This window comes from Salipaludibacillus daqingensis (genome assembly GCF_029891575.1).
GTDB lineage: Bacteria > Bacillota > Bacilli > Bacillales > Salisediminibacteriaceae > Salipaludibacillus > Salipaludibacillus daqingensis.
Genome location: NZ_JARZHF010000004.1, coordinates 142,200 through 166,010, shown reverse-complemented (window position 1 = coordinate 166,010; position 23,811 = coordinate 142,200). Strand labels below are relative to the sequence as shown.

The 23,811-nt window shown below is 35.6% G+C and carries 21 protein-coding genes and 1 other annotated feature; of the genes, 20 read left to right on the top strand and 1 reads right to left on the bottom strand.

Annotated elements, in window-relative coordinates:
- Positions 1 to 10 precede the first annotated feature (10 nt).
- Entirely contained in the window at positions 11 to 424 is a 414-nt protein-coding gene (locus tag QDN89_RS09520) for an FxsA family protein (protein ID WP_280769896.1), read from the top strand.
- Positions 425 to 633: 209 nt separating this feature from the next.
- Here QDN89_RS09520 and ytvI read toward each other — a convergent pair whose 3' ends face one another.
- Positions 634 to 1,737 (bottom strand): sporulation integral membrane protein YtvI, encoded by a 1,104-nt coding sequence (ytvI, locus tag QDN89_RS09515; protein ID WP_280769894.1) that lies wholly within the window; start codon positions 1,735 to 1,737, stop codon positions 634 to 636.
- Between the two features lie 150 nt (positions 1,738 to 1,887).
- Here ytvI and QDN89_RS09510 point away from each other — a divergent pair, with 150 nt between their 5' ends.
- The 19 genes from QDN89_RS09510 to ytxC all read left to right on the top strand — a co-directional run bounded on the left by QDN89_RS09510 (position 1,888) and on the right by ytxC (position 23,415).
- Complete coding sequence (locus QDN89_RS09510) at positions 1,888 to 2,361, top strand: DUF441 domain-containing protein (protein ID WP_280770108.1); 474 nt, start codon at positions 1,888 to 1,890, stop codon at positions 2,359 to 2,361.
- Positions 2,362 to 2,810: 449 nt separating this feature from the next.
- On the top strand, positions 2,811 to 3,926 hold the full coding sequence (gene citZ, locus QDN89_RS09505; protein WP_280769892.1) for a citrate synthase: 1,116 nt from the start codon (positions 2,811 to 2,813) through the stop codon (positions 3,924 to 3,926).
- 108 nt (positions 3,927 to 4,034) lie between these two features.
- A complete protein-coding gene (gene icd / locus QDN89_RS09500; protein ID WP_280769891.1) occupies positions 4,035 to 5,300 on the top strand; it encodes an NADP-dependent isocitrate dehydrogenase in 1,266 nt (421 codons plus the stop codon).
- A 317-nt stretch (positions 5,301 to 5,617) separates the two neighbouring features.
- Positions 5,618 to 6,556 carry a malate dehydrogenase gene (gene mdh, locus QDN89_RS09495; RefSeq protein WP_280769890.1) on the top strand — a complete coding sequence of 313 codons (939 nt, stop codon included), beginning with the start codon at positions 5,618 to 5,620 and terminating at the stop codon, positions 6,554 to 6,556.
- 216 nt (positions 6,557 to 6,772) lie between these two features.
- Entirely contained in the window at positions 6,773 to 7,252 is a 480-nt protein-coding gene (locus QDN89_RS09490) for a MaoC/PaaZ C-terminal domain-containing protein (protein WP_280769889.1), read from the top strand.
- A gap of 242 nt (positions 7,253 to 7,494) precedes the next feature.
- On the top strand, positions 7,495 to 8,211 hold the full coding sequence (locus tag QDN89_RS09485; protein ID WP_280769888.1) for a response regulator transcription factor: 717 nt from the start codon (positions 7,495 to 7,497) through the stop codon (positions 8,209 to 8,211).
- Positions 8,204 to 9,991 (top strand): two-component system histidine kinase PnpS, encoded by a 1,788-nt coding sequence (pnpS, locus tag QDN89_RS09480; protein ID WP_280769886.1) that lies wholly within the window; start codon positions 8,204 to 8,206, stop codon positions 9,989 to 9,991. Before QDN89_RS09485 ends, pnpS begins: the two co-directional genes overlap by 8 nt.
- 210 nt (positions 9,992 to 10,201) lie before the next feature.
- The gene (gene polA / locus QDN89_RS09475; RefSeq protein ID WP_280769884.1) at positions 10,202 to 12,838 is read left to right on the top strand and encodes a DNA polymerase I; all 2,637 of its coding nucleotides are present in this window, start codon (positions 10,202 to 10,204) and stop codon (positions 12,836 to 12,838) included.
- A 106-nt stretch (positions 12,839 to 12,944) separates the two neighbouring features.
- Positions 12,945 to 13,778 (top strand): DNA-formamidopyrimidine glycosylase, encoded by an 834-nt coding sequence (gene mutM / locus QDN89_RS09470; protein ID WP_280769883.1) that lies wholly within the window; start codon positions 12,945 to 12,947, stop codon positions 13,776 to 13,778.
- Positions 13,779 to 13,872: 94 nt separating this feature from the next.
- Positions 13,873 to 14,511, top strand: a complete 639-nt coding sequence (ytaF, locus tag QDN89_RS09465; RefSeq protein WP_280769882.1) for a sporulation membrane protein YtaF — start codon at positions 13,873 to 13,875, stop codon at positions 14,509 to 14,511.
- A 75-nt stretch (positions 14,512 to 14,586) separates the two neighbouring features.
- Positions 14,587 to 15,174 (top strand): dephospho-CoA kinase, encoded by a 588-nt coding sequence (coaE, locus tag QDN89_RS09460; protein WP_280769881.1) that lies wholly within the window; start codon positions 14,587 to 14,589, stop codon positions 15,172 to 15,174.
- Between the two features lie 391 nt (positions 15,175 to 15,565).
- A complete protein-coding gene (locus QDN89_RS09455) occupies positions 15,566 to 16,597 on the top strand; it encodes a glyceraldehyde-3-phosphate dehydrogenase (RefSeq protein ID WP_280770107.1) in 1,032 nt (343 codons plus the stop codon).
- Positions 16,598 to 17,002: 405 nt separating this feature from the next.
- Positions 17,003 to 17,395 (top strand): adenosylmethionine decarboxylase, encoded by a 393-nt coding sequence (speD, locus tag QDN89_RS09450; RefSeq protein WP_342394373.1) that lies wholly within the window; start codon positions 17,003 to 17,005, stop codon positions 17,393 to 17,395.
- Positions 17,396 to 17,493: 98 nt separating this feature from the next.
- A complete protein-coding gene (locus QDN89_RS09445) occupies positions 17,494 to 17,898 on the top strand; it encodes a DUF1499 domain-containing protein (RefSeq protein WP_280769880.1) in 405 nt (134 codons plus the stop codon).
- A gap of 40 nt (positions 17,899 to 17,938) precedes the next feature.
- The gene (nrdR, locus tag QDN89_RS09440; RefSeq protein ID WP_280769879.1) at positions 17,939 to 18,403 is read left to right on the top strand and encodes a transcriptional regulator NrdR; all 465 of its coding nucleotides are present in this window, start codon (positions 17,939 to 17,941) and stop codon (positions 18,401 to 18,403) included.
- Between the two features lie 124 nt (positions 18,404 to 18,527).
- A complete protein-coding gene (locus QDN89_RS09435; RefSeq protein ID WP_280769878.1) occupies positions 18,528 to 19,949 on the top strand; it encodes a replication initiation and membrane attachment family protein in 1,422 nt (473 codons plus the stop codon).
- Positions 19,950 to 20,888 carry a primosomal protein DnaI gene (dnaI, locus tag QDN89_RS09430; protein WP_280769877.1) on the top strand — a complete coding sequence of 313 codons (939 nt, stop codon included), beginning with the start codon at positions 19,950 to 19,952 and terminating at the stop codon, positions 20,886 to 20,888.
- Positions 20,889 to 20,997: 109 nt separating this feature from the next.
- A complete protein-coding gene (mqnC, locus tag QDN89_RS09425; protein ID WP_280769876.1) occupies positions 20,998 to 22,104 on the top strand; it encodes a cyclic dehypoxanthinyl futalosine synthase in 1,107 nt (368 codons plus the stop codon).
- A 432-nt stretch (positions 22,105 to 22,536) separates the two neighbouring features.
- Entirely contained in the window at positions 22,537 to 23,415 is an 879-nt protein-coding gene (gene ytxC / locus QDN89_RS09420) for a sporulation protein YtxC (protein ID WP_280770105.1), read from the top strand.
- 113 nt (positions 23,416 to 23,528) lie between these two features.
- Positions 23,529 to 23,765, top strand: a binding site (T-box leader).
- The last annotated feature ends 46 nt before the right edge of the window (positions 23,766 to 23,811 follow it).

Sequence of the window (23,811 nt, the reverse complement as noted above, 5' to 3'; positions counted from 1 at the left end):
AAGAAAAGCTATGGGAAAACTGTTTTTATTATTGCTAATTGTGGTCCCAGCATTAGAAATATGGGTATTGATACTTTCTGGTAATTTGATTGGTGTTCCAGTGACAATCTTATTGATTATCTTAACTGGTATTTTAGGGGCGGCATTAGCTAAAAAAGAAGGTTTAAATGCAATTAGAACAGCTCAAATGCAAGCATCTCAAGGACAAGTACCAGGATCGGTGCTGTTAGATGGTATTTGTATATTAGTTGGAGGAGTGGTTCTTTTAACTCCTGGATTTATAACAGACGCACTCGGTTTCTTTTTGTTAATCCCACAATCCCGCTCAGTATTCAAAGCTTTCCTTCAGAAGGTATTCCAAAAGGCAGTTAAATCTGGAAACTTTGTTTATGTTTCGAATGATCGATGGAATCGAAAACCTTAATAAGCGAAACTAAGAGGTTCTCACAAAAGGAAAAGTCTTTTATTTCATTATTATATTTGACATCACTTTCTGCAGACACTTTTCTTCAGTTAGTTTCCGCTATCGCTCTTTCGAACGAGTAATCATATCGAGATGGTATAGAGAAACGAGTCAGGATGCATATATCTGACTCGTTTTTCAATATAGATTAGTTTTTTAGTTCACCATCTTTATTTTGCGAGAAAGATTTTAATTTCTTCTACGATTCCAGCTCTTGCTAACGATTGACTAAGGATAAGAACTAGTGGGCCAAATAAAATACCGATAAAACCAAAAAACTGATAGCAAGCAAAAATAGTAAACAAAAAAATAAGCGTTGGCGTACCGATATGATGTGCAACGATTCTAGGTTCTGAAACTTGTCGTTGAAGTACGACAAGGCTATATAAGATTGATAACCCAATAGTCATATACCAATTGGATTGAAAAAAGGCATAAATAATCCATGGTAAAAAAACAGCCCCGGTTCCAATGTAAGGAAGAATATCAACCATCGCTATGAGAAGAGCGGTAGTAAAAGCATATTCTACTCTGAGAATGAGAAGTCCTACAAATACGATTATCCCAGTAATGAAAACTAACGTTAATTGTGCTTTAATATAGTTTCCGAATGCTGTTTTCCACTCTGTCATCATTCGACTTGTAAATTGAAATAACCGAATGGGTACATATCGATGAAGCCATGTAATTATTTGTGGCCAATCTTTTGTCATAAAAAACGAGGCAAGTAAAGAAAAAAAGATCATTGTCATAGCATGAGGGATAGCCATAAAAAAATCGCGTAATTGGTTTAAGGTGAGCTGCAACAAATGGACAATTTGAAAACCTGTTTGACTAATAAGTTCTTCCATCGTTTGGTCCATATTCATCGAAGAGTTATCTGTATTTGATGAGAATTGGGCAATATTATTTATAAAAGGAAAAATAGTTTGATCTAAGATGTGTTGAATGTTAAATAAAATATCTTCCATATTCGAAGGCAATACTTTAACTAAATACGATAAACCTTGTACAATTTCAGCTATTAAAAAAGAAAAGAATGTTAATAGTATAATAATGAATGATCCAATAACGATAAGGCTAGCTAGAGATCGGTTCCATCTCCATTGATAATCTAAAAAATTCACAAACGGTAAAAAGATAAGCGAAAAAATAAATGCAAGAAGAAAAGGATAAAAGTAAATAAGAGAGACGAAAGAAAGAATTAATATACCGCTAATAATTAGTAACAAAAACACAACTTGTTTCCATGTAGTTGATGAATGATTTATCATATATTTCATCTCCCAGAAGGTAAGCTACCAATAATCTATGCATGTCCACGTAAAATATGAAACAAACGACAAAATTTGCTTAATATAAAAGTAGTTAAGTTGTAACTTTGATAAAATTTAAGCTTAGAAAATTAGAGGAAGGAAGTAACGATAATGAGTCAAGCAACGATATTTATGCTTATTCTTCTAGCAATTGGACTATTTGCAAAAAATCAATCTTTAATTATTGCCGTAGGTTTTTTGTTGATTGTTAAATGGTCTGGTTTCGGAGATAAAATACTACCTATTGCCCAACAAAAAGGGATTAACATAGGGGTAACGATTATTACCATTGCTGTCCTAGTGCCAATCGTTACAGGAGAGATTGGATTCAAAGACTTACAGCAAGCTTTAAAGTCATACTATGCCTGGATCGCTTTAGGTTCTGGTATTTTTGTTGCAATCATTGCTGCAAATGGAATAGAATTATTGAAAACAGACCCTCATATTACTGTAGCCCTTGTATTTGGTACAATATTAGCAGTGGCGGTTTTTAACGGTGTTGCAGTTGGTCCGTTAATAGGTGCTGGAATTGCCTATATGGCTATGAAGATAGCATCGTTTTTTTCATCATTTGGAGGCTAAAACAAACGATTTTTGCTGTTTTTTTCATGTTTACTTAGTCTTTCACGTTTTATTTGTAAGAAATAAGGTGATATCCACAAAATGAAATAATATTCTGATAAATTAAAATAATACTTAAAGTCTGAATGTTAAATCGTTTTAAAATTTTGCGTTCACAAAAATGTGAAAAATGGTATAATAGAGAGTGTATGATGCCAAATACATAAAATCATTATTTGGTTCTCATTGCCAAGTTTTTTCGTAACCGCTTACTTGTCGCTTTCTTTTAGATTGCTTTGTTAAAAAGATAACATGTTTAAATGAAAGTATTTTAGGAAAGTAAATTTGTATTGGCTTGGATATTGAGTGAACCTTCATTCGGTATTGATGCGGTTTCTTAAATTGGCAAAAATCTTGGTAATAGGGCATAAATATAAGAAAGCCCACATTTTTTATAAAGGAGAGGTAGCATGAGTACAACTAAAGGGTTAGAAGGTGTTGTTGCGACGACGTCAGGTGTTAGTTCTATAATTGATGGTGTATTAACATATCATGGGTATGATATTGATGACTTGACGAACTATGCTAGCTTTGAAGAAGTGGTTTATTTACTCTGGAATCACAAGCTTCCCTCTAAAGAGGAGCTGACCACTTTTACTAAGCAACTTTCATCAGCTGCAAAAGTACCAGACGAAGTACTTCAGCAAATGAAGATGTATCCGATCGATAAAGTTCATCCTATGGCTGCACTTAGAACAGCAGTTTCTGCGCTCGCATTATACGATGAAGGTGCAGATGAGCAAGAAGAAAAAGCAAATTATGAAAAGGCGCTAAAGCTTCAAGCTCAATTACCAACAATTGTTACCTCTTTCTCAAGAATTAGACAGGGGAAAGAACCTATTGCACCAAAAGAAGGATTAAGTTTTGCGGCTAATTTCCTTTATATGTTAAATGGTGAAGAACCAGATGAAATTTCTGAAAAAGCGATGAATAAAGCTTTAGTTTTACATGCTGATCATGAGTTAAATGCCTCAACTTTTACTGCTAGAGTTTGTGTGGCAACTTTATCAGATATGTACTCAGGAATCACCGCTGCGATCGGTGCTTTGAAAGGCCCGCTTCATGGGGGAGCTAATGAACGAGTGATGTCTATGCTCTCAGAAATAGGAGATCTAGATAAGGTAGAACCTTATATCAAAGATGCCTTGGCAAGAAAAGTGAAAATTATGGGCTTTGGACATCGTGTATATAAAGATGGTGATCCACGAGCTAAACATTTAAAAGAAATGTCTCGACAATTAACAGATATCACTGGCGAAACAAAATGGTATGATATGAGTGTGAAAATTGATGAAATTGTCACAAAGGAAAAAGGGTTACTTCCAAATGTCGACTTTTATTCAGCATCGGTTTATCATAGTTTAGGTATCGAGCATGATATTTTCACACCTATTTTTGCAGTGAGTCGAGTATCAGGTTGGATTGCGCATATTCTTGAGCAGTTTGAGAACAACCGTCTTATTCGACCTCGAGCAGAATATACTGGACCAGATCATCAAAAGTGGGTACCATTAGAAGAAAGGTAATATTGATTAATGGGAAGAAGGAAGAAAATTTCTTTCTTCTTCCCCCTGTGACAAGTTAAGCGCAAGACGCTTTTCTTACTACATAGAATATTTTAGGAGGTTTTTTTAATGTCAGCAGAGAAAATTTCAGTAAATAGTGGAGTACTTAGTGTACCGAATGAACCGGTAATTCCTTATATCGAAGGTGATGGAATCGGACCAGACATTTGGAAAGCAGCATCTCGTGTTATTGAAGCAGCAGTAGATAAGGCTTACAATGGGGAGAAAAAAATTCATTGGAAAGAAGTTTATGCTGGAGAGAAAGCTCATACAAAAACAGGTGAGTGGTTACCAGAAGAGACGTTGAATACAATTCGCGAATATATGATTGCAATAAAAGGTCCATTAACAACACCAATTGGCGGAGGTTTCCGTTCGTTAAATGTTGCTCTTCGTCAAGAACTAGATCTTTATACTTGCCTACGTCCAGTTCGTTGGTTCGAAGGAGTTCCTTCCCCAGTTAAACGACCAGAAGACACGGATATTGTAATCTTCCGTGAAAATACTGAAGATATTTATGCAGGTATTGAGTACCAAGAAGGTACACCTGAAGTGAAAAAACTTATCAGCTTTTTGCAAGATGAGATGGGAGTTAAAAACATCCGTTTCCCTGAAACATCAGGTATTGGTATTAAGCCTGTTTCTAAAGAAGGTACAACTCGATTAGTGAGATCTGCTATTCAGTATGCACTTGATGAAGGACGAAAGAGTGTGACCCTTGTCCATAAAGGAAACATCATGAAATTTACTGAAGGGGCATTTAAAAATTGGGGATATGAACTAGCTGAACAAGAATTCGGTGATAAAGTGTTTACATGGGCAGAATATGATCGAATTGTAGAAGATAAAGGACAAGCTGCTGCAAATGATGCACAGTCAAAAGCAGAAGCTGAAGGGAAAATTATCGTTAAAGATTCGATTGCAGACATTTTCTTGCAACAAATTTTAACGCGACCAAAAGAATTTGACGTTGTTGCTACGATGAACTTGAATGGGGATTACTGTTCTGATGCTTTAGCTGCACAAGTTGGCGGAATTGGTATCGCACCTGGTGCGAACATCAACTATGATACTGGTCATGCCATTTTCGAAGCAACTCATGGTACGGCACCAAAGTATGCTGGACAAGACAAAGTTAACCCATCATCTGTTCTTCTTTCAGGAGTATTGATGCTTCGTCACTTAGGTTGGGCAGAAGCAGCAGATATGATTGAAAATTCAATGGATAAAACAATTGGAAGCAAAACAGTGACATATGATTTTGCACGATTAATGGATGGAGCAACAGAAGTTAAATGTTCTGAATTCGGAGATGCACTTATTAACAACTTGTAATCAAGCTTTTTCTATAAAAAAATGTGTATTATATACGTTTTAAAAAGGTTTTGTTAAACGCTTTTGTAAAAAACTACTAGTTATGGGACCGATAACGATGAGTTTGATCGATTACTGGTGTGCCACAAACTGAGTTTGATTGTGTTCGCTGAACTAAAATGTTTCAGTAACCTAAGACACAGGGAGTGGCGTTTTGCCAGTTCATTGATATCATTTATAAACAAAAACGATTAAAGAAGGAACATCGGTTTTTGGTCCTACCAAAACACCATTGCATTTTAACAAAGCCTTATAATAAATAGAGGAGTGCGATAAAAATGGCAATTAAACGAAGAAAAATTAGCGTAATTGGCGGCGGTTTTACTGGAACAACAACGGCACTAATGGCTGCACAGAAAGAGCTCGGAGACGTAGTTTTAGTGGATATTCCCCAAATGGATGGTCCAACAAAAGGGAAAGCATTAGATATGCTAGAAGCTAGCCCAGTTCAAGGATTTGATTCTAAAATTGTTGGTACTTCTGATTATAAAGATACAGAAGGGTCTGATATTGTTGTCATAACTGCAGGAATTCCGAGAAAGCCCGGGATGAGTCGTGATGACCTTGTGAGCACTAACTCTAATATTATGAAAAGCGTTACAAAAGAAATTGTGAAGTACTCTCCCGAATGTTTTATTATTGTATTAACAAACCCAGTTGATGCGATGACATATTCTGTTTTTAAAGAATCTGGGTTTCCAAAAAACCGTGTTATCGGTCAATCAGGTGTTCTAGACACTGCTCGTTTTAATACATTTGTTGCGGAAGAATTAAACGTATCTATTGAAGACGTGACAGGGTTTGTTCTAGGCGGACATGGAGACGATATGGTTCCAATGTTGCGCTATAGCTTTGTTGGCGGCATCCCAGTAGAAAAATTGATTTCAAAAGAGCGTCTTGAAGAAATTGTCAATAGAACTCGTAAAGGTGGGGGAGAAATCGTCAACCTATTAGGTACAGGTAGCGCGTACTATGCTCCGGCAGCTGCGATTGTTCAAATGGTTGAAGCGATTATAAAGGACAAGAAGCGAGTATTACCTTCTATTGCTTACCTTGAAGGAGAATATGGATATAATGACATCTACTTAGGGGTTCCGACAATCCTTGGTGGAAATGGCATTGAAAAAATCATTGAGTTAGAGCTTAATGATAAAGAAAAAGCCGGGCTAGATAAGTCCGTTGCATCCGTTAAGGATGTTATGACATTAGTTAAGTAATCCAAATGAGAGAAACCGTATGTAGAGGTTTCTCTCTTCTTTAAAGGGGATGAAAGCGTTTACTTAATCGGGTGCGATGTGATTATTTCAAAGTTATTATATCTTGGGTAAGTCAATTTTCAAACCAAAGTCGTTCATTTACGTCAGAACGCCTTGATAGGTCTTCATACATCGGGAGAGCGTTAAATACTAGAAACATACACGAGGTGATATGACATGTTTACAAAAAAAAGGAAGCTTGGGCGGACGATAGATCAATTGAAGGTTGGAGATGATTTCGTAGTCGAAAAACAAATAGAGGATAAAGATATTCTGTTATTTTTAGGGTTTACGAATGATGCCAATCCAATTTATCTTCAGCATGACTATGCATCTCGAACTCCGTTTCATAAACCGATCGTCCCAAATATTATGCTGAACGGCTTTGTTTCTTCTGTCATATCCATGAATTTACCTGGTCCAGGAAGTGCAATTCTTGAACAACACCTTTCCTTTCCAAAGCCAATGTATCACTATGGCACGTTGAGACTAGTTGTTACGATCACTGAAGTGGAAGTAAAGGAACATAAAGTGCATGTAGCAATATCAGGTAAAGATGAGTATGACGAAACTGTAATGACAGGCTCATTGATTGTTTCCCCACCTTATTCGTGGAAGCCAATGACACATGATTCAGGTACTTTTGAGAATTTTTAGAATATACGTTCAAAGATACTAGAGCAAAAAAGTCCTTCTTAATTTAGAAGGACTTTTTTTGGTTGGTTAAAAAAACTTCAAGCTAATAGAATTGTATATTTGATGATCATTATAATAATTCGGAATAGTTTCTTTGTGATAAATAAAAAATGTAGTAAGATTAAATAAACAGTCACAAAACTAGAAATGAGAGCTTTGTAAGGTTTTATTCAGGGTGGCAAAGCAGATCAGGAGGAAAGAAGATGTCACAGAATATACTTGTTGTCGATGATGAAGAATCGATTTTAACGTTGTTGAAATTTAATCTAGAAAAAGCAGGATTTGATGTAACAACTGCAATGGATGGAAAAAAGGCAATGGAATTAGGATTAGAAGATAGATATGACCTGATTGTTTTAGATCTGATGTTACCAGAAATGGATGGTTTAGAAGTATGTAAAGAATTAAGACAAAATAAAATACAAACGCCCATTCTAATGTTAACAGCAAAAGATGATGAATTTGATAAAGTACTTGGTTTAGAGTTAGGAGCAGACGATTACTTAACGAAACCATTTAGTCCTAGAGAAGTTGTTGCCCGTGTGAGAGCAATTTTAAGACGTTCCCAAGCTGTTACTCAAACAAAAGGAGTGGAAAAGAAGTCTACTGTCGTTCGTTTCGGTGATGTCGAAATTTTTCCAGATAACTATGAGGTTTATTTAGGAGGAGTACCTTTAGAATTAACGCCTAAAGAGTTTGAACTACTCGTATATTTAACAACATATCGAGGACGAGTGTTGACAAGAGACCAGCTTTTAAATGCGGTTTGGAACTATGAATTTGTCGGAGACACTCGTATCGTAGATGTTCATATAAGTCACCTTAGAGAAAAAATAGAACCAAATACAAAAAAACCAATATATATTAAAACTATCCGAGGATTAGGGTATAAATTGGAGACTCCGAATAAAGATGAATAGTTATCGATTTAGAATGATTTTTCCATTATCACTTATTGTACTCATTGTGTTAGCTAGTTTAGGAGCAATTTTAGGACCGTTTTTTAAAGAGTTCTATTTAGAGCGAATGAGTGACCGCATGGAAAAAGAGTCTGATGTCGTTGCGTATTATCTTCAGGATATTGATTTAGCAGATCGAGATTTGTTGCAAAGTATCACGTTAGATCTTTCTGAAAGATTAGACGTTCGTATAACGATCATTGATCCTGATGGAGTGGTTCTAGCTGAATCTGAAGCGAATCCAGAAGATTTGGAAAATCACTTAAATCGAGCAGAAATTCAGGCAGTTATCCGAGGAGATAATGGGCGAGAAACAAGATATAGCTCTACTGTGAACAAAGAATTGTTATACTTCGCGATGCCTTTAGAAAATGGAGAAGGAGATGAAGGGTTTGTTCGATTAGGTTTGGAAATGGAAGAATTAAATTCTGTTTACCAAAATATTTGGACGTTACTATTTGTTTCTTTTTTTATTGCGTTTCTCGTTATATTAATTTTGGCATCCAAACTAACAAATCAAATGATTAGACCGGTTGAAGACGCAAGAAGGGTTGCGAACGAGTTGGCAAAAGGCAACTTCTCTGCGAGGACATTTGAAGGAGCTAATTTGGAAACTGGGGAATTAAATCGATCTATAAATGTATTGGCAGAAAATTTAGAACAGATCACGCAAACGTATGAAAACCAGCAAGAACGCCTCGAAACATTAATAGAAAATATGGGAAGTGGCCTGATATTAATAAATACAAAAGGGGATATCACGCTATTAAATCGTTCTTGTAAAGCGATTTTTGATGAAGATACAGACCTTTGGAAAAATCAACTATATTACAAAGTCATAAAGCATAAAAAAATTAATAAATTAATTCAAGAAATTTTCTTAACAGAAAAACCAACACGAAAACAGTTGAAATTGCCAATAGGGATTTATTTCAAGCATTTTGATGTTCACGGTGCGCCTATTATTGGGTACGATGAAAATTTAAAAGGAATTGTCATTGTATTTCATAACATTACAGAACTTAAAAAATTGGAACAAGCAAGAAAAGATTTTGTAGCAAATGTATCCCATGAACTGAAAACGCCAGTGACATCATTGAAGGGATTCACGGAAACGCTTTTAGATGGTGCAATGGAAAACGAAGAATTGAGGAAACAATTTTTGACTATTATTGCAAATGAGTCTGAACGGTTAGAGGGGTTAATATATGACCTGTTGGAGTTGTCGAAAATAGAAGGAACACATTTTCAACTTAATTGGCAACCCGTGAACTTAGATGAGTTAATAGACGAAGTATTCCTCATATTGGAAGAAAAGGCTCATTTAAAAAATATGCATTTATCGAAAAAAGTAACGGGGTCCTCACAAATTATTGCAGATTCTCATCGAATAAAACAAATATTAATTAATTTAGTAAACAATGCAATTGTTTATACTCCTGAAGAAGGTAATATTACCGTAAGGGTGAAAGAGCAGAAAGAAACGGTTCTAATGGAAGTAGAAGACTCAGGGATAGGAATGAGCAAAAAAGAAATTCCAAGAGTTTTTGAAAGGTTCTATCGAGTGGACAGAGCACGAAGCAGAAATTCTGGGGGAACAGGGCTCGGTTTGGCGATTGTAAAACACTTGGCAGAAGCCCTCCATGCAAACCTATCTGTTGATAGCGAAGTAGGAAAAGGAACAACATTTCGTTTGTTATTTTACAAAGAAAGACAAGATGAAATACAATCAGATGAATGAATTTACAAAAAATTAACAGTTTCTTTATCCTTTATTAACAATCACTTTGTAGAATAAGGGTGTGGACTGTTTAATGATGGATGTTATTTTTATTTGACGACACCCATCTGAAATCCCCTTTGATAGGAACGAAAGTCTCCCCCTGAGCTTTCGTTCCTTTTTTTAATTTACCTAATTCATGATAAACTAAATATATTATAATTAAATGAGGTGTTAGGATTGAAAAAGCTTGTCCTAGTAGACGGAAACAGTATTGCTTATCGAGCATTTTTTGCTTTACCGTTATTAAATAACGAAAAAGGTGTTTATACGAACGCTATTTATGGATTTACAACAATGGTATTGAAAATATTAGAAGATGAAAAGCCTACTCATATGCTCGTTGCATTTGATGCAGGAAAAACAACATTTCGACATGAAACGTATAAAGAATATAAAGGAAAACGAGAAAAAACACCACCAGAGCTTGCAGAGCAATTGCCGGTAATGAGAGATTTACTCAAAGCATTTAACATTCCGCTGTTTGAAGTGGAAAATTATGAAGCGGATGATATTATTGGAACCCTTTCTCAAAAAGTTGCCAATAAAGATGATTACGAAGTGAAAATATATACAGGTGATAAAGATTTATTGCAACTAGTTACAAAGAATGTACTCGTTTCCCTCACGAGAAAAGGTATTACGAATGTTGATACATATGATTTGTCGTTGGTTGATGAAAAGTATGGGATTACTCCTATGCAAATCATTGATATGAAAGGACTTATGGGAGATAGTTCTGACAATATCCCTGGTGTTCCTGGCGTTGGAGAAAAAACGGCATTAAAGCTCTTGAAACAATATGAATCAGTCGAAGGGGTTTATCATTCGATTGATGAAATAGCTGGAAAGTTGAAAGAAAAGCTACAAGCAAATCATGAGCAAGCTCTAATGAGTAAGAAATTAGCAACGATTATGCTTGATGCACCAGTGGATTTATCTTTAGAAGATCTCATACTAGGTGACCCACATCAAGAAACATTAACAGAATTGTTCAAAGAACTTGAGTTTTCCTCCTTATTAGAGCGAATTGGTTCTAGTGATGCAGTAGAACAAGAAGAAGTAGAAGACTTAGATGTTCGGGTTGTTTCAGAAGTTACTGAGGAGATGCTCGAATCTCCAGCAGCTCTTGTTGTAGAAGCTCTAGATGAAAATTACCATCAGGCAGAGGTTATAGGATTGTCTATTGCAAATAAGAACGGACTTTATTATCTACCAACTACTGTAGCTTTAGAGAGTGATTTATTTAAAACATGGGCAAGCGATGCTTCAAAAGAAAAGTATATCTTTAATGCCAAACGAGCCGTTGTCGCCTTAGGATGGCAAGATGTGATGCTAGATGGTGTAATCTTTGATATCCAAATTGCCTCTTACTTAATAGATCCTTCAGCAAATTCGCATGAAATGGCAGACATCGCTAAACGAAAAAAAAGCTTGAAGGTTCAGTCTGATGAAGTTATTTATGGAAAAGGGAAAAAACAGCACATTCCAGAGCAGTCGAATTTGTCTCAGCACCTAGGGAGAAAAGTAGCAGCTATTTTTGATTTAAAAGAAGAGTTGGAAAATGAATTAATCGATAACAGTCAGCAAGAGCTATTTGAAAATCTTGAGATGCCACTATCAGTCATTCTTGGAAGAATGGAAATGAACGGTGTATCAGTTGATCAAGAAGAATTAAAGAAAATGGGAGAAAGTCTCGTTGAAAGATTAGCAGATATGGAGAAGAAAATTCATCACTTGGCAGGAACAGAATTTAACATAAACTCACCTAAACAATTAGGGGAAGTTTTATTTGAAAAACTTAACTTACCAGTTATTAAAAAAACAAAAACAGGTTATTCCACATCAGCGGATGTATTGGAAAAATTACAAGATGAGCACGAGATGATACCAACCATTTTGCATTATCGACAATTAGGAAAGTTAAATTCAACATATATCGAAGGTTTATTAAAAGTCATTCATAAAAAAACAGGGAAAATCCATACAATATTCAATCAAGCTATTACACAAACAGGCAGGTTGAGTTCAACAGAACCTAACTTACAAAACATACCTATTCGTTTGGAGGAAGGCAGAAAAATTCGACATGCTTTTGTCCCGGAAAAGGAGAAGTCATTCATCTTTGCAGCGGATTATTCTCAAATCGAGTTGAGAGTGTTAGCACATATTTCTCAAGATGAAAACTTAAAACAAGCATTTATCAATGAAATGGATGTACACAAGAAAACTGCGATGGATGTTTTTGGAGTGGAAGAAGATGATGTGACAGATCAAATGAGACGAACAGCAAAAGCTGTAAATTTTGGAATTGTTTATGGCATTAGTGATTATGGACTATCGCAAAACTTAGGAATTACTCGTAAAGAGGCCAAGAAATTCATCGATAGGTATTTCCAAAGTTATCCGGGAGTTAAAGATTATATGGAAAGTGTTGTGGATGAAGCAAGAGAAAAGGGATATGTTACAACGATGTTGAATCGACGTCGATATTTACCTGAATTAACAAGTAAGAATTTTAATCAAAGAAGTTTTGCGGAACGTACTGCGATGAATACTCCAATACAAGGAAGTGCAGCTGATATCATCAAAAAAGCGATGGTTGATATGGCAGAAGCACTGGAAAATGAGAATATGACGTCTAAACTTCTATTGCAAGTTCACGATGAACTGATTTTTGAAGTTCCAGAGGAAGAGTTAACTCAAATGAAAAAATTGGTCCCAGACGTCATGGAACAGGCGATTAAACTTGATGTCCCTCTATTAGCTGATGTTGCTTATGGGGAGACATGGTACGACGCAAAATAAACATAAATACAGAGTGAGCGGACGTTGATCTTCCTCTTAACAATTCTTAACAAGAGAAAGATCATCGTTTATTTTCAGGGAAGAAATAAATAAGAAGGTGAACAAATTGCCAGAATTACCAGAAGTGGAAACGGTGAAACGAACCCTTTCCGAATTAATTATAAATGAAAAGATAAGCCAAGTAGATGTAACTTGGCCGAAAATGATAAAACAACCAGATGATATTTATCAATTTACACACCATTTAGAGGGGCAGACTTTTCGTTCTATATCAAGAAGGGGAAAGTTTCTTGTTTTTAAACTTGATGATTATGCTCTTATTTCTCATTTAAGAATGGAGGGAAGATACGGTGTTTTTCAAAAAGAGGAAGATGAACAGCCTCACACTCACGTTCGTTTTCGGTTCAATAGTGGTAAGGAATTGAGGTATGGAGACGTTCGTAAATTTGGTACGATGCATCTATTTCCAATAGGGGAAGAGATGATGAGGTTACCACTATCTCAGCTTGGACCGGAACCCTTGGCTGATACCTTTACGGTTGACGTGCTTAGAAAACGTTTGGAACGAACCTCAAGAGCTCTTAAAGCAGCGTTATTAGACCAAACAGTTCTCGTTGGATTAGGGAATATTTATGTAGATGAAGCATTATTCGATGCTGGACTACACCCAGAAAGACAAGCAAACTTATTAAAGAACGAAGAATTAGTAAAGCTTCATGATTCCATTGTTAAAACATTAAATGAAGCGGTAGAATTAGGTGGATCGTCAATAAAATCTTATGTAAATGGTCAAGGAGAAATGGGAATGTTCCAACAAAGATTGCATGTATATGGTCGGAAAGGACTTCCTTGTCACACATGTGGATCGGAAATTAAGAGGACGGTTGTTGGAGGCAGAGGGACTCATACTTGTCCGGCATGTCAACCTAATTTAAGATAAATTGGTTATTTCATTAATCTTGATGAAAAAAACGTACATTGGATGGGCTCTTACCATATACTAACTTAGCAAGAAATGGAAGGAGCTCATGTCCATGACGGAATATCTTTCTTTGTTCGTGTTAGCGTTTGCTGTTAGTTTGGATAGTTTTGGTGTAGGCGTGACGTACGGGTTACGAAAGATGAGACTGCCATTATTATCTGTTGTTTTTATTATGAGCTGTTCTGCGATCGCGATCTTATTTGCCATGTGGATTGGCGGTGAGATAAGCTCTTTTATGACGCCTAGTTCAGCTGAAACGTTAGGTGGAATCATATTAATTGGAATTGGTGTGTTTGCTCTATATCAAGTCTACCGCCAGCCTAAAAAAGCGATAAAACATCGTATACAAGAACGAATGTTGATGAATTTAGAAATAAAGCGCCTCGGCATTGTCATTAACGTGTTGAAAAAACCGATGGAAGCGGATTTAGATGATTCTGGGTCTATTACTGGAAATGAAGCATTATTGTTAGGTGTTGCTTTGTCCTTAGACGCCTTTGGAGCAGGGATGGGAGCAGCTTTTCTAGGAGTATCACCTTGGCTATTAGCAGCTAGTGTTGGCTTGATGTGTGGTCTTTTCTTGTCATTGGGAAAGCTGAGTGGGGAACTTTTATTTAAATCAGAAAAAATGAAACACCTTTCTTTTTTACCAGGATTATTACTTATTTTAATTGGTATTTTTAAACTTTAGCCTTTGCTCGTGTAAAATAAAGAATGAAATCATAGGTGTTTACCGTTGGTCAGGAAGTCAAAGGAGGATTTTATTTTGATTATTGGTTTAACTGGAGGAATTGCGACCGGCAAAAGCACTGTTTCTGCTATGCTTAAAAAAGAAGGTATTCCTATCATTGATGCTGATATTGTTGCAAGAGAAGTAGTTGAACTCGGCTCAAATGCCTATCATCAAATTGTCGATCATTTTGGTTTAAGTATTCTTAAACAAGACGGAACGATCAATCGAGAGAAATTAGGAAACATTGTTTTTGAAAAAAAACATGAACGAAATATCTTAAATAATATTGTGCATCCTGCGGTTCGAGAAGAAATGTCCCGACAAGCTCATTTTTATAAAAATGAAGGCCATCAGTTGATTGTCATGGATATACCTCTTCTAGTAGAAAATGATTTGTTCCATATGGTCGATGAAGTTGTGCTTGTTTACGTACCAGAATCGATTCAATTAAAAAGATTACGTGCTAGAAATGATTATACAGAACAAGAAGCAAAACAAAGAATGGACTCACAATTATCAATCGAAAAGAAAAAACAATATGCATCGTATATTATAGATAACTCAGGAACAGTAATAGAAACGAAACAACAAGTAGTTGAGTTAATTAATAAGTTAAAATGATAGTTTAATGAACAAGTGTAAAATAGCTGATTACGTAAACTTTGTTGTTTGTTAAGATCATGTTCTCCATGCTGAGAATGTGGTCTTTTTCGTTTGTCTTTTTCCTATCATTAACTATAATTAATACACATTTCAAACTTTAATGACAATTTTAATCTAAAAAATATCACAATTAGTATAACGTTATTATATAATATGTTATACTAATCAACGGAAATATTTTAATTTATGTTGCTGAATCATAATAATTGTAAGATTATCGCAGAAAGAGTAATGAAGGAACGGGAATAGAATGTCGTCCCTTCTAAAACAACTTTTTCTACTTCGGGAAACCTGCGTTGTTCAGCAGCTACTAATTAGAAAATTACTATAAGAAAAGTCGGAGGGATGAATTGTGATTCGTGTAGCGATCAATGGTTTTGGCAGAATTGGACGAATGGCTTTTAGAAGGTGTATAGACGATGAGAACATCGATATTGTGGCCATTAATGCGAGTTATCCAGGAGAAACGTTAGCTCATTTAATTAAGTATGATACTGTTCATGGTATTTTTAACAAGGAAATAAAAATTGAAAAGAAATCTTTCATTATAGATCATAAACGAATCATGTTATGCGAAGAAAGAGATCCTAAAAACTTACCGTGGAAAGAATTAGATGTGGATGTCGTTATCGAAGCAACTGGAAAGTTTACTTCTAAAACATCAGCCGGTTCTCACATAGAGGCAGGAGCAAAAAAAGTTGTTATTACTGCTCCTGCTAATGATGTGGATAAGACAATTGTATACGGTGTAAACGAAGAAGCTTACAATCATGAACAACACCATGTTATTTCCAATGCTTCTTGCACAACGAACTGTTTAGCTCCTGTTATGAAAGTTCTCCATCAAAAATTTCAAATAGAGTCAGGTATGATGACCACCGTTCATTCTTTTACGAATGATCAAAAAAATATTGATAATCCGCATAAAGATTTAAGAAGAGCACGGGCTTGTAGTCAATCAATTATCCCAACAACAACAGGGGCAGCTAAGGCAATCGGTAGTGTACTTCCAGAATTAGACGGTAAACTTCATGGGATGGCACTTAGGGTTCCGACCCCTAATGTTTCGTTAGTTGATTTTGTTGGGAATATTAATATAAAGACGACAAAAGAAGAAGTAAATGCTGTTTTAAAAGAAGCGGCACAGACCTCAATGAAAGGTGTTCTTTCTTATACAAATGAACCATTAGTATCAACAGATTTTAATGGAAATCAGCATTCAGCAATAATAGATGGCTTAAGCACAATGGTCATAAATGATCATCAAATTAAAATTTTGGCTTGGTATGATAATGAGTGGGGTTATTCATGTCGTGTTGTTGATTTGGTGAAATATGTAGGTAGGAAGTTGTTGTCATCAAATAAAGTTGTCGCATCTTAATTATTGGACGAGACTATATCGTACAAATCTACAGAGAAGAAACTCGAAGGAAAAAAAGCTGGAACTCTCTTAGCTATTAGAGAGGGAGACATTATTATGGTAAATGTATAAATAAACTAGTTAAAAGACACATTAAAAACAGTACTTGCTAATTTTGCAGGTATTGTTTTTCATTTACTTAAGAACAGAATCTTTAAGTAAATCTTGGGGGTGTTTTTGGGATAAAAAAGTCATTGCATTCATTTCCTAAACAAAGTATACTGATTTTCGTAAACGAAGCTTTAAAACAAAAGTAGGTATCTCATTTACTTAAAGGGTTGGGACCTCGTAGGACTAACTTTCCCCCGGTAAAAAGAGATTCCACATGCTAAAAAGCATGAATATTTACAAAGGGGGATATACAACATGGATACAATGGGGCGTCATGTCATTGCTGAGTTATGGGAATGTGACACTGACAAATTAAATAATATGGAGTATATTGAACAGTTGTTTGTCAATGCAGCACTAGAAGCAGGAGCTGAAGTGAGAGAAGTGGCTTTTCATAAATTTGCTCCTCAAGGAGTAAGTGGTGTCGTTATCATAAGTGAATCTCACTTAACGATCCATAGCTTCCCTGAACATGGTTATGCAAGCATTGATGTTTATACGTGTGGAGATCGCATTGATCCGAATGTAGCTTCAACTTATATTGCAAGAAAGCTTGGTGCTAAAAATTCTGAAGTCATAGAAGTTCCAAGAGGGATGGGACCAATTCACGTAGGTAAAAGTAAAAAAATGAATGTTTATTCAACATAATCATGATTTGCGCTCCATCCCTTTATGATGGAGCGTTTTTTCAATTGAACAATTGGTGATTTCTTGCTATCCTTAATAGAGATGAGGTGGGATGAAAGATGGGTATAAAACAAACATTTAAAAAAATATTTAGTTCAAGTACTGAAACTAGTGAAAACCATCATGACGAACAATTGCAAACTCGGTATTACAAAACGATGAAAGATAAAGCAATGAAAGAAGTAGAGGAAATTATTAGATCCCTTGAAGGGTTTGAAGTAGCTTCTACATCAAAAGATCATGGTGAAATTATTGTTAATGTGAAAAAAGGTAAAAAAGCATTCATGGTCATAACCATCATCATGGTTCGTCCTTATCGGACAGCCGTTGATTTTTCTGTTTCAACAGAAACGGTTTTATTTACCGACTTCGGTTATAGTAGAAAAGTAATTGAGATGTTATATAAAGAGTTAGATTCGAGACTTACGTTTGTCGGAACTGGATTAGGTAATGAATTAGTTTAATGTTTTCCGGCAGAAAGTCTGAGAATGGAGTGAATTCCGAATGATATGTCCCAGTTGTCAACACAATGGAACGAAAGTATTGGATTCAAGACCAAGTGATGAAGGCCGTTCTATAAGACGACGGAGAGAATGCGAAGCTTGTGGATATCGCTATACGACTTTTGAAAGAGTCGAAAAAACACCACTTATTGTTGTGAAAAAAGATGGGAATCGTGAAGAATTTAGTCGAGAAAAGTTACTTAGAGGGCTTATTCGAGCGTGCGAAAAACGACCAGTTCCACTAGAAAAACTGGAAAATATAACAGAAGATGTCGAAAAAGACATTCGTAATCAAGGACTTTCAGAAGTAAGCAGTGATCAAATTGGAGAAAAAGTGATGGAATTTCTTGCTTTAGTAGACGATGTTGCTTACGTTCGCTTTGCTTCTGTCTATCGACAATTCAAGGATTTAAATGTATTCGTTGATGAATTAAAAGAATTAATCGAACGTGAAAATAAAAAATAGTAATAAATTAGGGAATGGGGCCTCGCAGCTCCATTTTTCTCTATTAAAATGTTTAAAAAAGGAAAGACGGTCTCTTCTTGAAATATTGTGAAAGAGGTCGTTTGGAAAGTCAAGGTGAAATGAGATGCATTGGAAAGAAGTGTTGCCATCCAATCGATACGTTGCTTATATGAGTGACCATGCAAACTCTTTGGATCATGATGTGCTTGCAATGCTCTATCAGCCATTGATAGGGTCATTAGCTTATAGTCTCTATATGACATTTTGTGTAGATATACAAAAACAACCGACGAAAAAAATCGAACGTACACATAAAGCTTTAATGACGTTAACAGGCCAACACTTAGATGACATTTTTTCTGAGCGAAAAAAACTAGAAGCAATTGGACTCTTAACTGTCTATAGGAAAAAAGAAGATGAGGAATATATTTATTATTATCATCTGCATTTGCCAATGGATGCAGCAGATTTTTTCAAAGATGACTTATTAAGTGTTTTTCTTTACAATAAATTAGGTAGCAAAGACCATTACCGAGAATTGCGGCAGTCTTTTACGATAGATACATTTGATACAACAGATTTAGATAATGTAACGCAAGGGTTTAATCAAGTATTTACGTCGATTCATCCATCTGAACTAAAAAGCACAAACCCAGATCTACTCGAAATTTTATCCTCTTCTGATCCGTTAGTAGGTCGCTCTAAAGCGAAAATTCCTTACCAAATGGAGGAAGAAGTTGATTTTGATTTTCAACAATTACTGGCGTACTTACCATCCTTTATTCCGAAAGATGAACTTGAGAATTCGAAAAATCAACGACTGATCTATCAATTATCGTTTATATATAAACTTTCAGCGGAGGAAATGGCTAATGTGATCCAAGATGCGATGCTCCATGCTGAAAAACTTGATTTAGAGCAACTTCGAACACAAGCGAAAAGGCGTTATCGAATGAATGAAAAAGATGAACCTCCAAGACTAGGTCTTCGAAAACAACCAGATGAGCTGAAATCACTGAAAAAGGTGCCAGAAACAAACGAAGAAAAAACAATTCATTATTTTGAGACAACAGCTCCAATCGAGTATCTAGAGGAATTAAGTGATGGTGCTAAAGTATATGAAGGAGATATGGACATTATTGAACGTCTAATCTTCGAGTACAAGTTATCTCCTGGCGTCGTTAATGTTTTACTCGATTATATATTTATGGTAAATGACAAAAAATTATCAAAAGCATTGGCATTTAAAATTGCTGGTCATTGGAATCGAAAGAAAATTTCCACAGTTAAGGAAGCAATGGAATTAGCTAAAAAAGAAAATCAAAAAAGCCAAGAGTTTCAAGCGAAAAAAGATCGCCCTTTTACACCTAAAAATAAACCTTTCTCAGGAGCTGTTAAAACAGAACCTTTACCTAAATGGATGACCGATGAAAATTGGCAAAGTGATGAGGGGACAGATGAGGATTTAGAAAAAGCAAAACAAGAAGCTGCAAGATACCGTGAAATGTTAAGAAAAAAGAAGCAAGAGCAGAAGGGGGAATCATAAATGGATTCCATCAATCAGTCGCTGAGTCAGTTTTCTAATGATGGATTTAATCAGCGGTTCAAAAAGATAAAAGAAGATACTCTCGATGATAAAAGAGTGAAGGAATACTTAGCCCATAATGAGTTGTCAGAAAGACAGATCGAAAACGGCATTAATGAATTATATCAGTTTAAACAACAATGGGAAAACTGTGACAATTGTCCCGGACTTGATGCGTGTCCAAACTTGATGAAAGGTTTTCAGCCACAAGTCAACTTGTATCGAAATGAAATACATCTTGAGTACCAGCCATGTCCTTTGAAGAAAAAAGATCACGAACGAAAGAGACAAGCTTCGTTTGTACAAAGTCTGTATATTCCTAAAGAAATGACAGAAGTTAGTTTTGAAGATTTCCATGAAGATCATCCATCAAGAATGAAAGCATACACGAAAGCGATGGCATTTTGTGCAGATGTTAAACCAGGAGAAGTAGGGAAAGGTCTTTATATTCATGGACCTTTTGGAGTTGGGAAAACTTTTTTAGTTGGAGCGATTGCGAATTATTTAGCAGAAGAAGAAACAACAACGATGATTGTTTATGCACCAGATTTTTTCAGAGAATTAAAAAATGGAATTTCAGATGGTTCTTATCAAGGGAAAATGGATATGGTAAAAAAAGCGCCTGTTCTCATATTGGATGATATCGGTGCTGAAACGATGTCTAACTGGATTCGTGACGATATTCTAGGGGCGTTGCTACAGTTCCGAATGATGGAGAAATTGCCAACTATTTTCACGTCAAATTTTGACTTGAATGAATTGGAAATCCATCTTTCATCTACCCAACGTGGCGGAGTGGAAAGAGTGGACCAGTTAAAAGCGAAACGGATATTAGAACGAATCAAATATTTAAACGAAGTGATTGATATGAAAGGTGAAAACAAGAGAGGGAAATTATAGTTTTTCTATCTGTATGATAATATTAACCTTTTTACGAGCGAAAACTTGGTTTTATATGTTACCATAATAGATAGAGAATCCAAGCTTTTTGAGGATGGGGGAGACACAAATGAGTATAGATCATATTCTCGAGCGTGCCCGAAATGGCGAAAGACTTTCGGTGGACGACGCAATTAAGTTATATGAAAGTGATGAAGTAGAAAAGATGGGCGAAGTAGCCAATGAAAAAATGTTAAAATGGCATCCGGAGCCTAAGACATCTTTTGTTATAGGACGAAATGTTAACTACACAAATCTTTGTGACACATATTGTCGTTTTTGTGCATTTTATCGTCCTCCGAATTCAGAGGATGGTTATGTTTTAGAAAACGAAGAAATTTTCGACAAGATTCAAAAGACAAAAGATGTAAACGGTACAGAAATTTTAATGCAAGGTGGTACAAATCCTAATCTACCATTTAGTTACTATACTAATCTGTTAAAAGAAATTAAGAAGCGTTTTGATATTACGATGCATTCTTTTTCACCAGCAGAAATTTATAAAATGGTAGATGTTTCAGGTCTTTCTTTAGAAGAAGTCTTGACGCAACTTCGTGATGCAGGATTAGACTCTGTTCCAGGCGGTGGCGCAGAGATCCTTGATAACCGCACACGTAGACGTATTAGCCGTTTGAAAGGAACATGGGAAGAGTGGATCGAATGCATGAAGGTGGTAAGAAAAGTCGGTATGCACGGAACAGCTACTATGGTAATTGGATTCGGTGAAACTTATGAAGAGCGTGCTTTACATCTTCAACGTGTTCGTGATGCGCAGGATGAAGCTGATTGTTTCCTAGCGTTTATTTCTTGGACATTCCAACCTGAGAACACGAATATGAAAGGTGAAAAAGTAACACCTAGAGATTATTTGAAAAACTTAGCTATTTCACGTATCTTCTTAGATAACGTTGCAAATTTTCAATCGTCTTGGGTAACGATGGGACCTGAGGTAGGAAAGAAATCTCTTTCATACGGTTGTAACGACTTTGGCAGTACGATGATGGAAGAAAATGTTGTATCTGCTGCAGGTGCGACATATAAAGTGGATACGAAATTAATTATTCGTTTGATTCGTGAAGCTGGGAAAATTCCTATTCAACGGGATACGAAATATAACACAGTACGTGAGTTTAAAGAAGGCCAAACGGTAGAAAAAGACTTTGTAATGGAAAATTAATGATAAATGCTTAACCGTGTTCTCCTTGTTATAGGGGAATGCGGTTTTTTTGACGTTTATTTTAAATTGCTTCCAACGCAGTGTCGAGGCGGCTTAAGTGTCTCGAAACGAAGTTAAGTCGGTTATAAGTGAAACGTCATTAAGCGGACAAAGAAACAAAGAAGGAGAAAGTCTAAAGATATTCAATAAATTCTCATTAAGTTTTTCCTTAAAATCTTGTTTGATAATATTTTTATCCCAGTTTTTTTAGGGGGAATCTTTGGATGCTAGTGATGTTTGTCTATAATTTCTAAACTTCCTTGTAAACTTCGAATCATATTTCAAAAGCCTATCCATATATATATATTAGCGCTATGAGTTGAAATTCAGCATGGAAATTACCGCCAAGACCCTCAACTCGAAATGGACGATTGGGAGGGGCTGCTGTTGTTAATGATTGAATTCAAGGATTCATGTATTGGTGAAACCTTTTATGAACAACTTCGACATTCATTATCTATATTATCGGGTCAGTGTTATGAGAGAATCAAAGTAAATGGTGATAAAGGGAATAAGAGCTACTTTTTATCAATTAATGGAATCTATGGAGGAGGCAAGGAAGCAGAACATGTTGTTACAAGTGTGTTAACGAATACGACGATGACGGTTTTTTTTACGAAATGGATGAAAGATTATTTGAAACAAACGTTTCATTATGAGGATGAACAAGAAATTCAAACGATCATGGAAATAGCCAAAACATTGTTTTTTCCTTCCTTATCATATAAAAAAGAAATGGTTACACTTAATTTCTTTCACTGGCAGGAGGAGATTTACAATAAAATTTCTCCATTAATCGAAGATAATATCTCTTTTTCGTTTGATTCCTTTATTTCCTTTCGTCTTCAAACGAATAAAGAACAAATTTTAGACTTAGTAGAAAAAGCAATTGATGAATATCGAATGGAATTGGACTATCAAATCATGTTACAAAAATGTCGAGATTTTTTATATGATCACGAGCCAAAGGTTGAAACTGTTTACGTCTCTATGAAAGATAGTATAGAATTTTATAATGAAGACAAACAAAAAATATCATTTGAGCAAGTTTGTACATGGCTTCAGGCAGTGACACCTTTCGAAAAATATTTACCTATTCATGAAAGAATAATTGGACCTTTAGTCAGCATGGCACCAAAAAAAGTTGTTATAGAATCAAAGGAATGTAATGATGATTTATATCATACGTTAAGAAATATTTTTGAAGAGAGAATTAAGCTTACTGATACGTTATCTTTTGATAAACAGACTTTTGAAAAGCCAGGTCTTTAATTTCAACTTGATTTTCTGGCAAGAGGTGCTTATAATACTATCCATAGATTATTATGATTTGTGTTGTATTAATTCGTAACAATAATGAAGAAATCAATGATGATCAATAACAATGAACAGCGCTGATGAGGACAAGAATCATTTTAGTTGTTATCCAGAGAAGGAAATCAAGGCTGGGAATTTCCTATGACAAACGAATGAATTTACCACCTCTGAGCTTCAACGTGGAACAGACAAAGCTCTAATTATACGTTGACGGATTCCCCGTTATGGAATTTAATGAAGCTGAACGCGAGAGTTTTTGCGTTTGGAAAAAAGGGTGGAACCACGTTCTCACACTCGTCCCTTGTTATAGGGATGGGTGTTTTTATTTTGCGATTTATCCGTTCAGTGAGG

Coding starts and splice junctions, on each gene's coding strand:
- QDN89_RS09520 (WP_280769896.1), top strand. CDS start 11: ATGGGAAAACTGTTTTTATTATTGCTAATTGTGGTCCCAGCATTAGAA.
- ytvI (WP_280769894.1), bottom strand. CDS start 1,737: ATGATAAATCATTCATCAACTACATGGAAACAAGTTGTGTTTTTGTTA.
- citZ (WP_280769892.1), top strand. CDS start 2,811: ATGAGTACAACTAAAGGGTTAGAAGGTGTTGTTGCGACGACGTCAGGT.
- icd (WP_280769891.1), top strand. CDS start 4,035: ATGTCAGCAGAGAAAATTTCAGTAAATAGTGGAGTACTTAGTGTACCG.
- mdh (WP_280769890.1), top strand. CDS start 5,618: ATGGCAATTAAACGAAGAAAAATTAGCGTAATTGGCGGCGGTTTTACT.
- QDN89_RS09490 (WP_280769889.1), top strand. CDS start 6,773: ATGTTTACAAAAAAAAGGAAGCTTGGGCGGACGATAGATCAATTGAAG.
- QDN89_RS09485 (WP_280769888.1), top strand. CDS start 7,495: ATGTCACAGAATATACTTGTTGTCGATGATGAAGAATCGATTTTAACG.
- pnpS (WP_280769886.1), top strand. CDS start 8,204: ATGAATAGTTATCGATTTAGAATGATTTTTCCATTATCACTTATTGTA.
- ytaF (WP_280769882.1), top strand. CDS start 13,873: ATGACGGAATATCTTTCTTTGTTCGTGTTAGCGTTTGCTGTTAGTTTG.
- speD (WP_342394373.1), top strand. CDS start 17,003: ATGGATACAATGGGGCGTCATGTCATTGCTGAGTTATGGGAATGTGAC.
- QDN89_RS09445 (WP_280769880.1), top strand. CDS start 17,494: ATGGGTATAAAACAAACATTTAAAAAAATATTTAGTTCAAGTACTGAA.
- nrdR (WP_280769879.1), top strand. CDS start 17,939: ATGATATGTCCCAGTTGTCAACACAATGGAACGAAAGTATTGGATTCA.
- QDN89_RS09435 (WP_280769878.1), top strand. CDS start 18,528: ATGCATTGGAAAGAAGTGTTGCCATCCAATCGATACGTTGCTTATATG.
- dnaI (WP_280769877.1), top strand. CDS start 19,950: ATGGATTCCATCAATCAGTCGCTGAGTCAGTTTTCTAATGATGGATTT.
- mqnC (WP_280769876.1), top strand. CDS start 20,998: ATGAGTATAGATCATATTCTCGAGCGTGCCCGAAATGGCGAAAGACTT.
- ytxC (WP_280770105.1), top strand. CDS start 22,537: ATGATTGAATTCAAGGATTCATGTATTGGTGAAACCTTTTATGAACAA.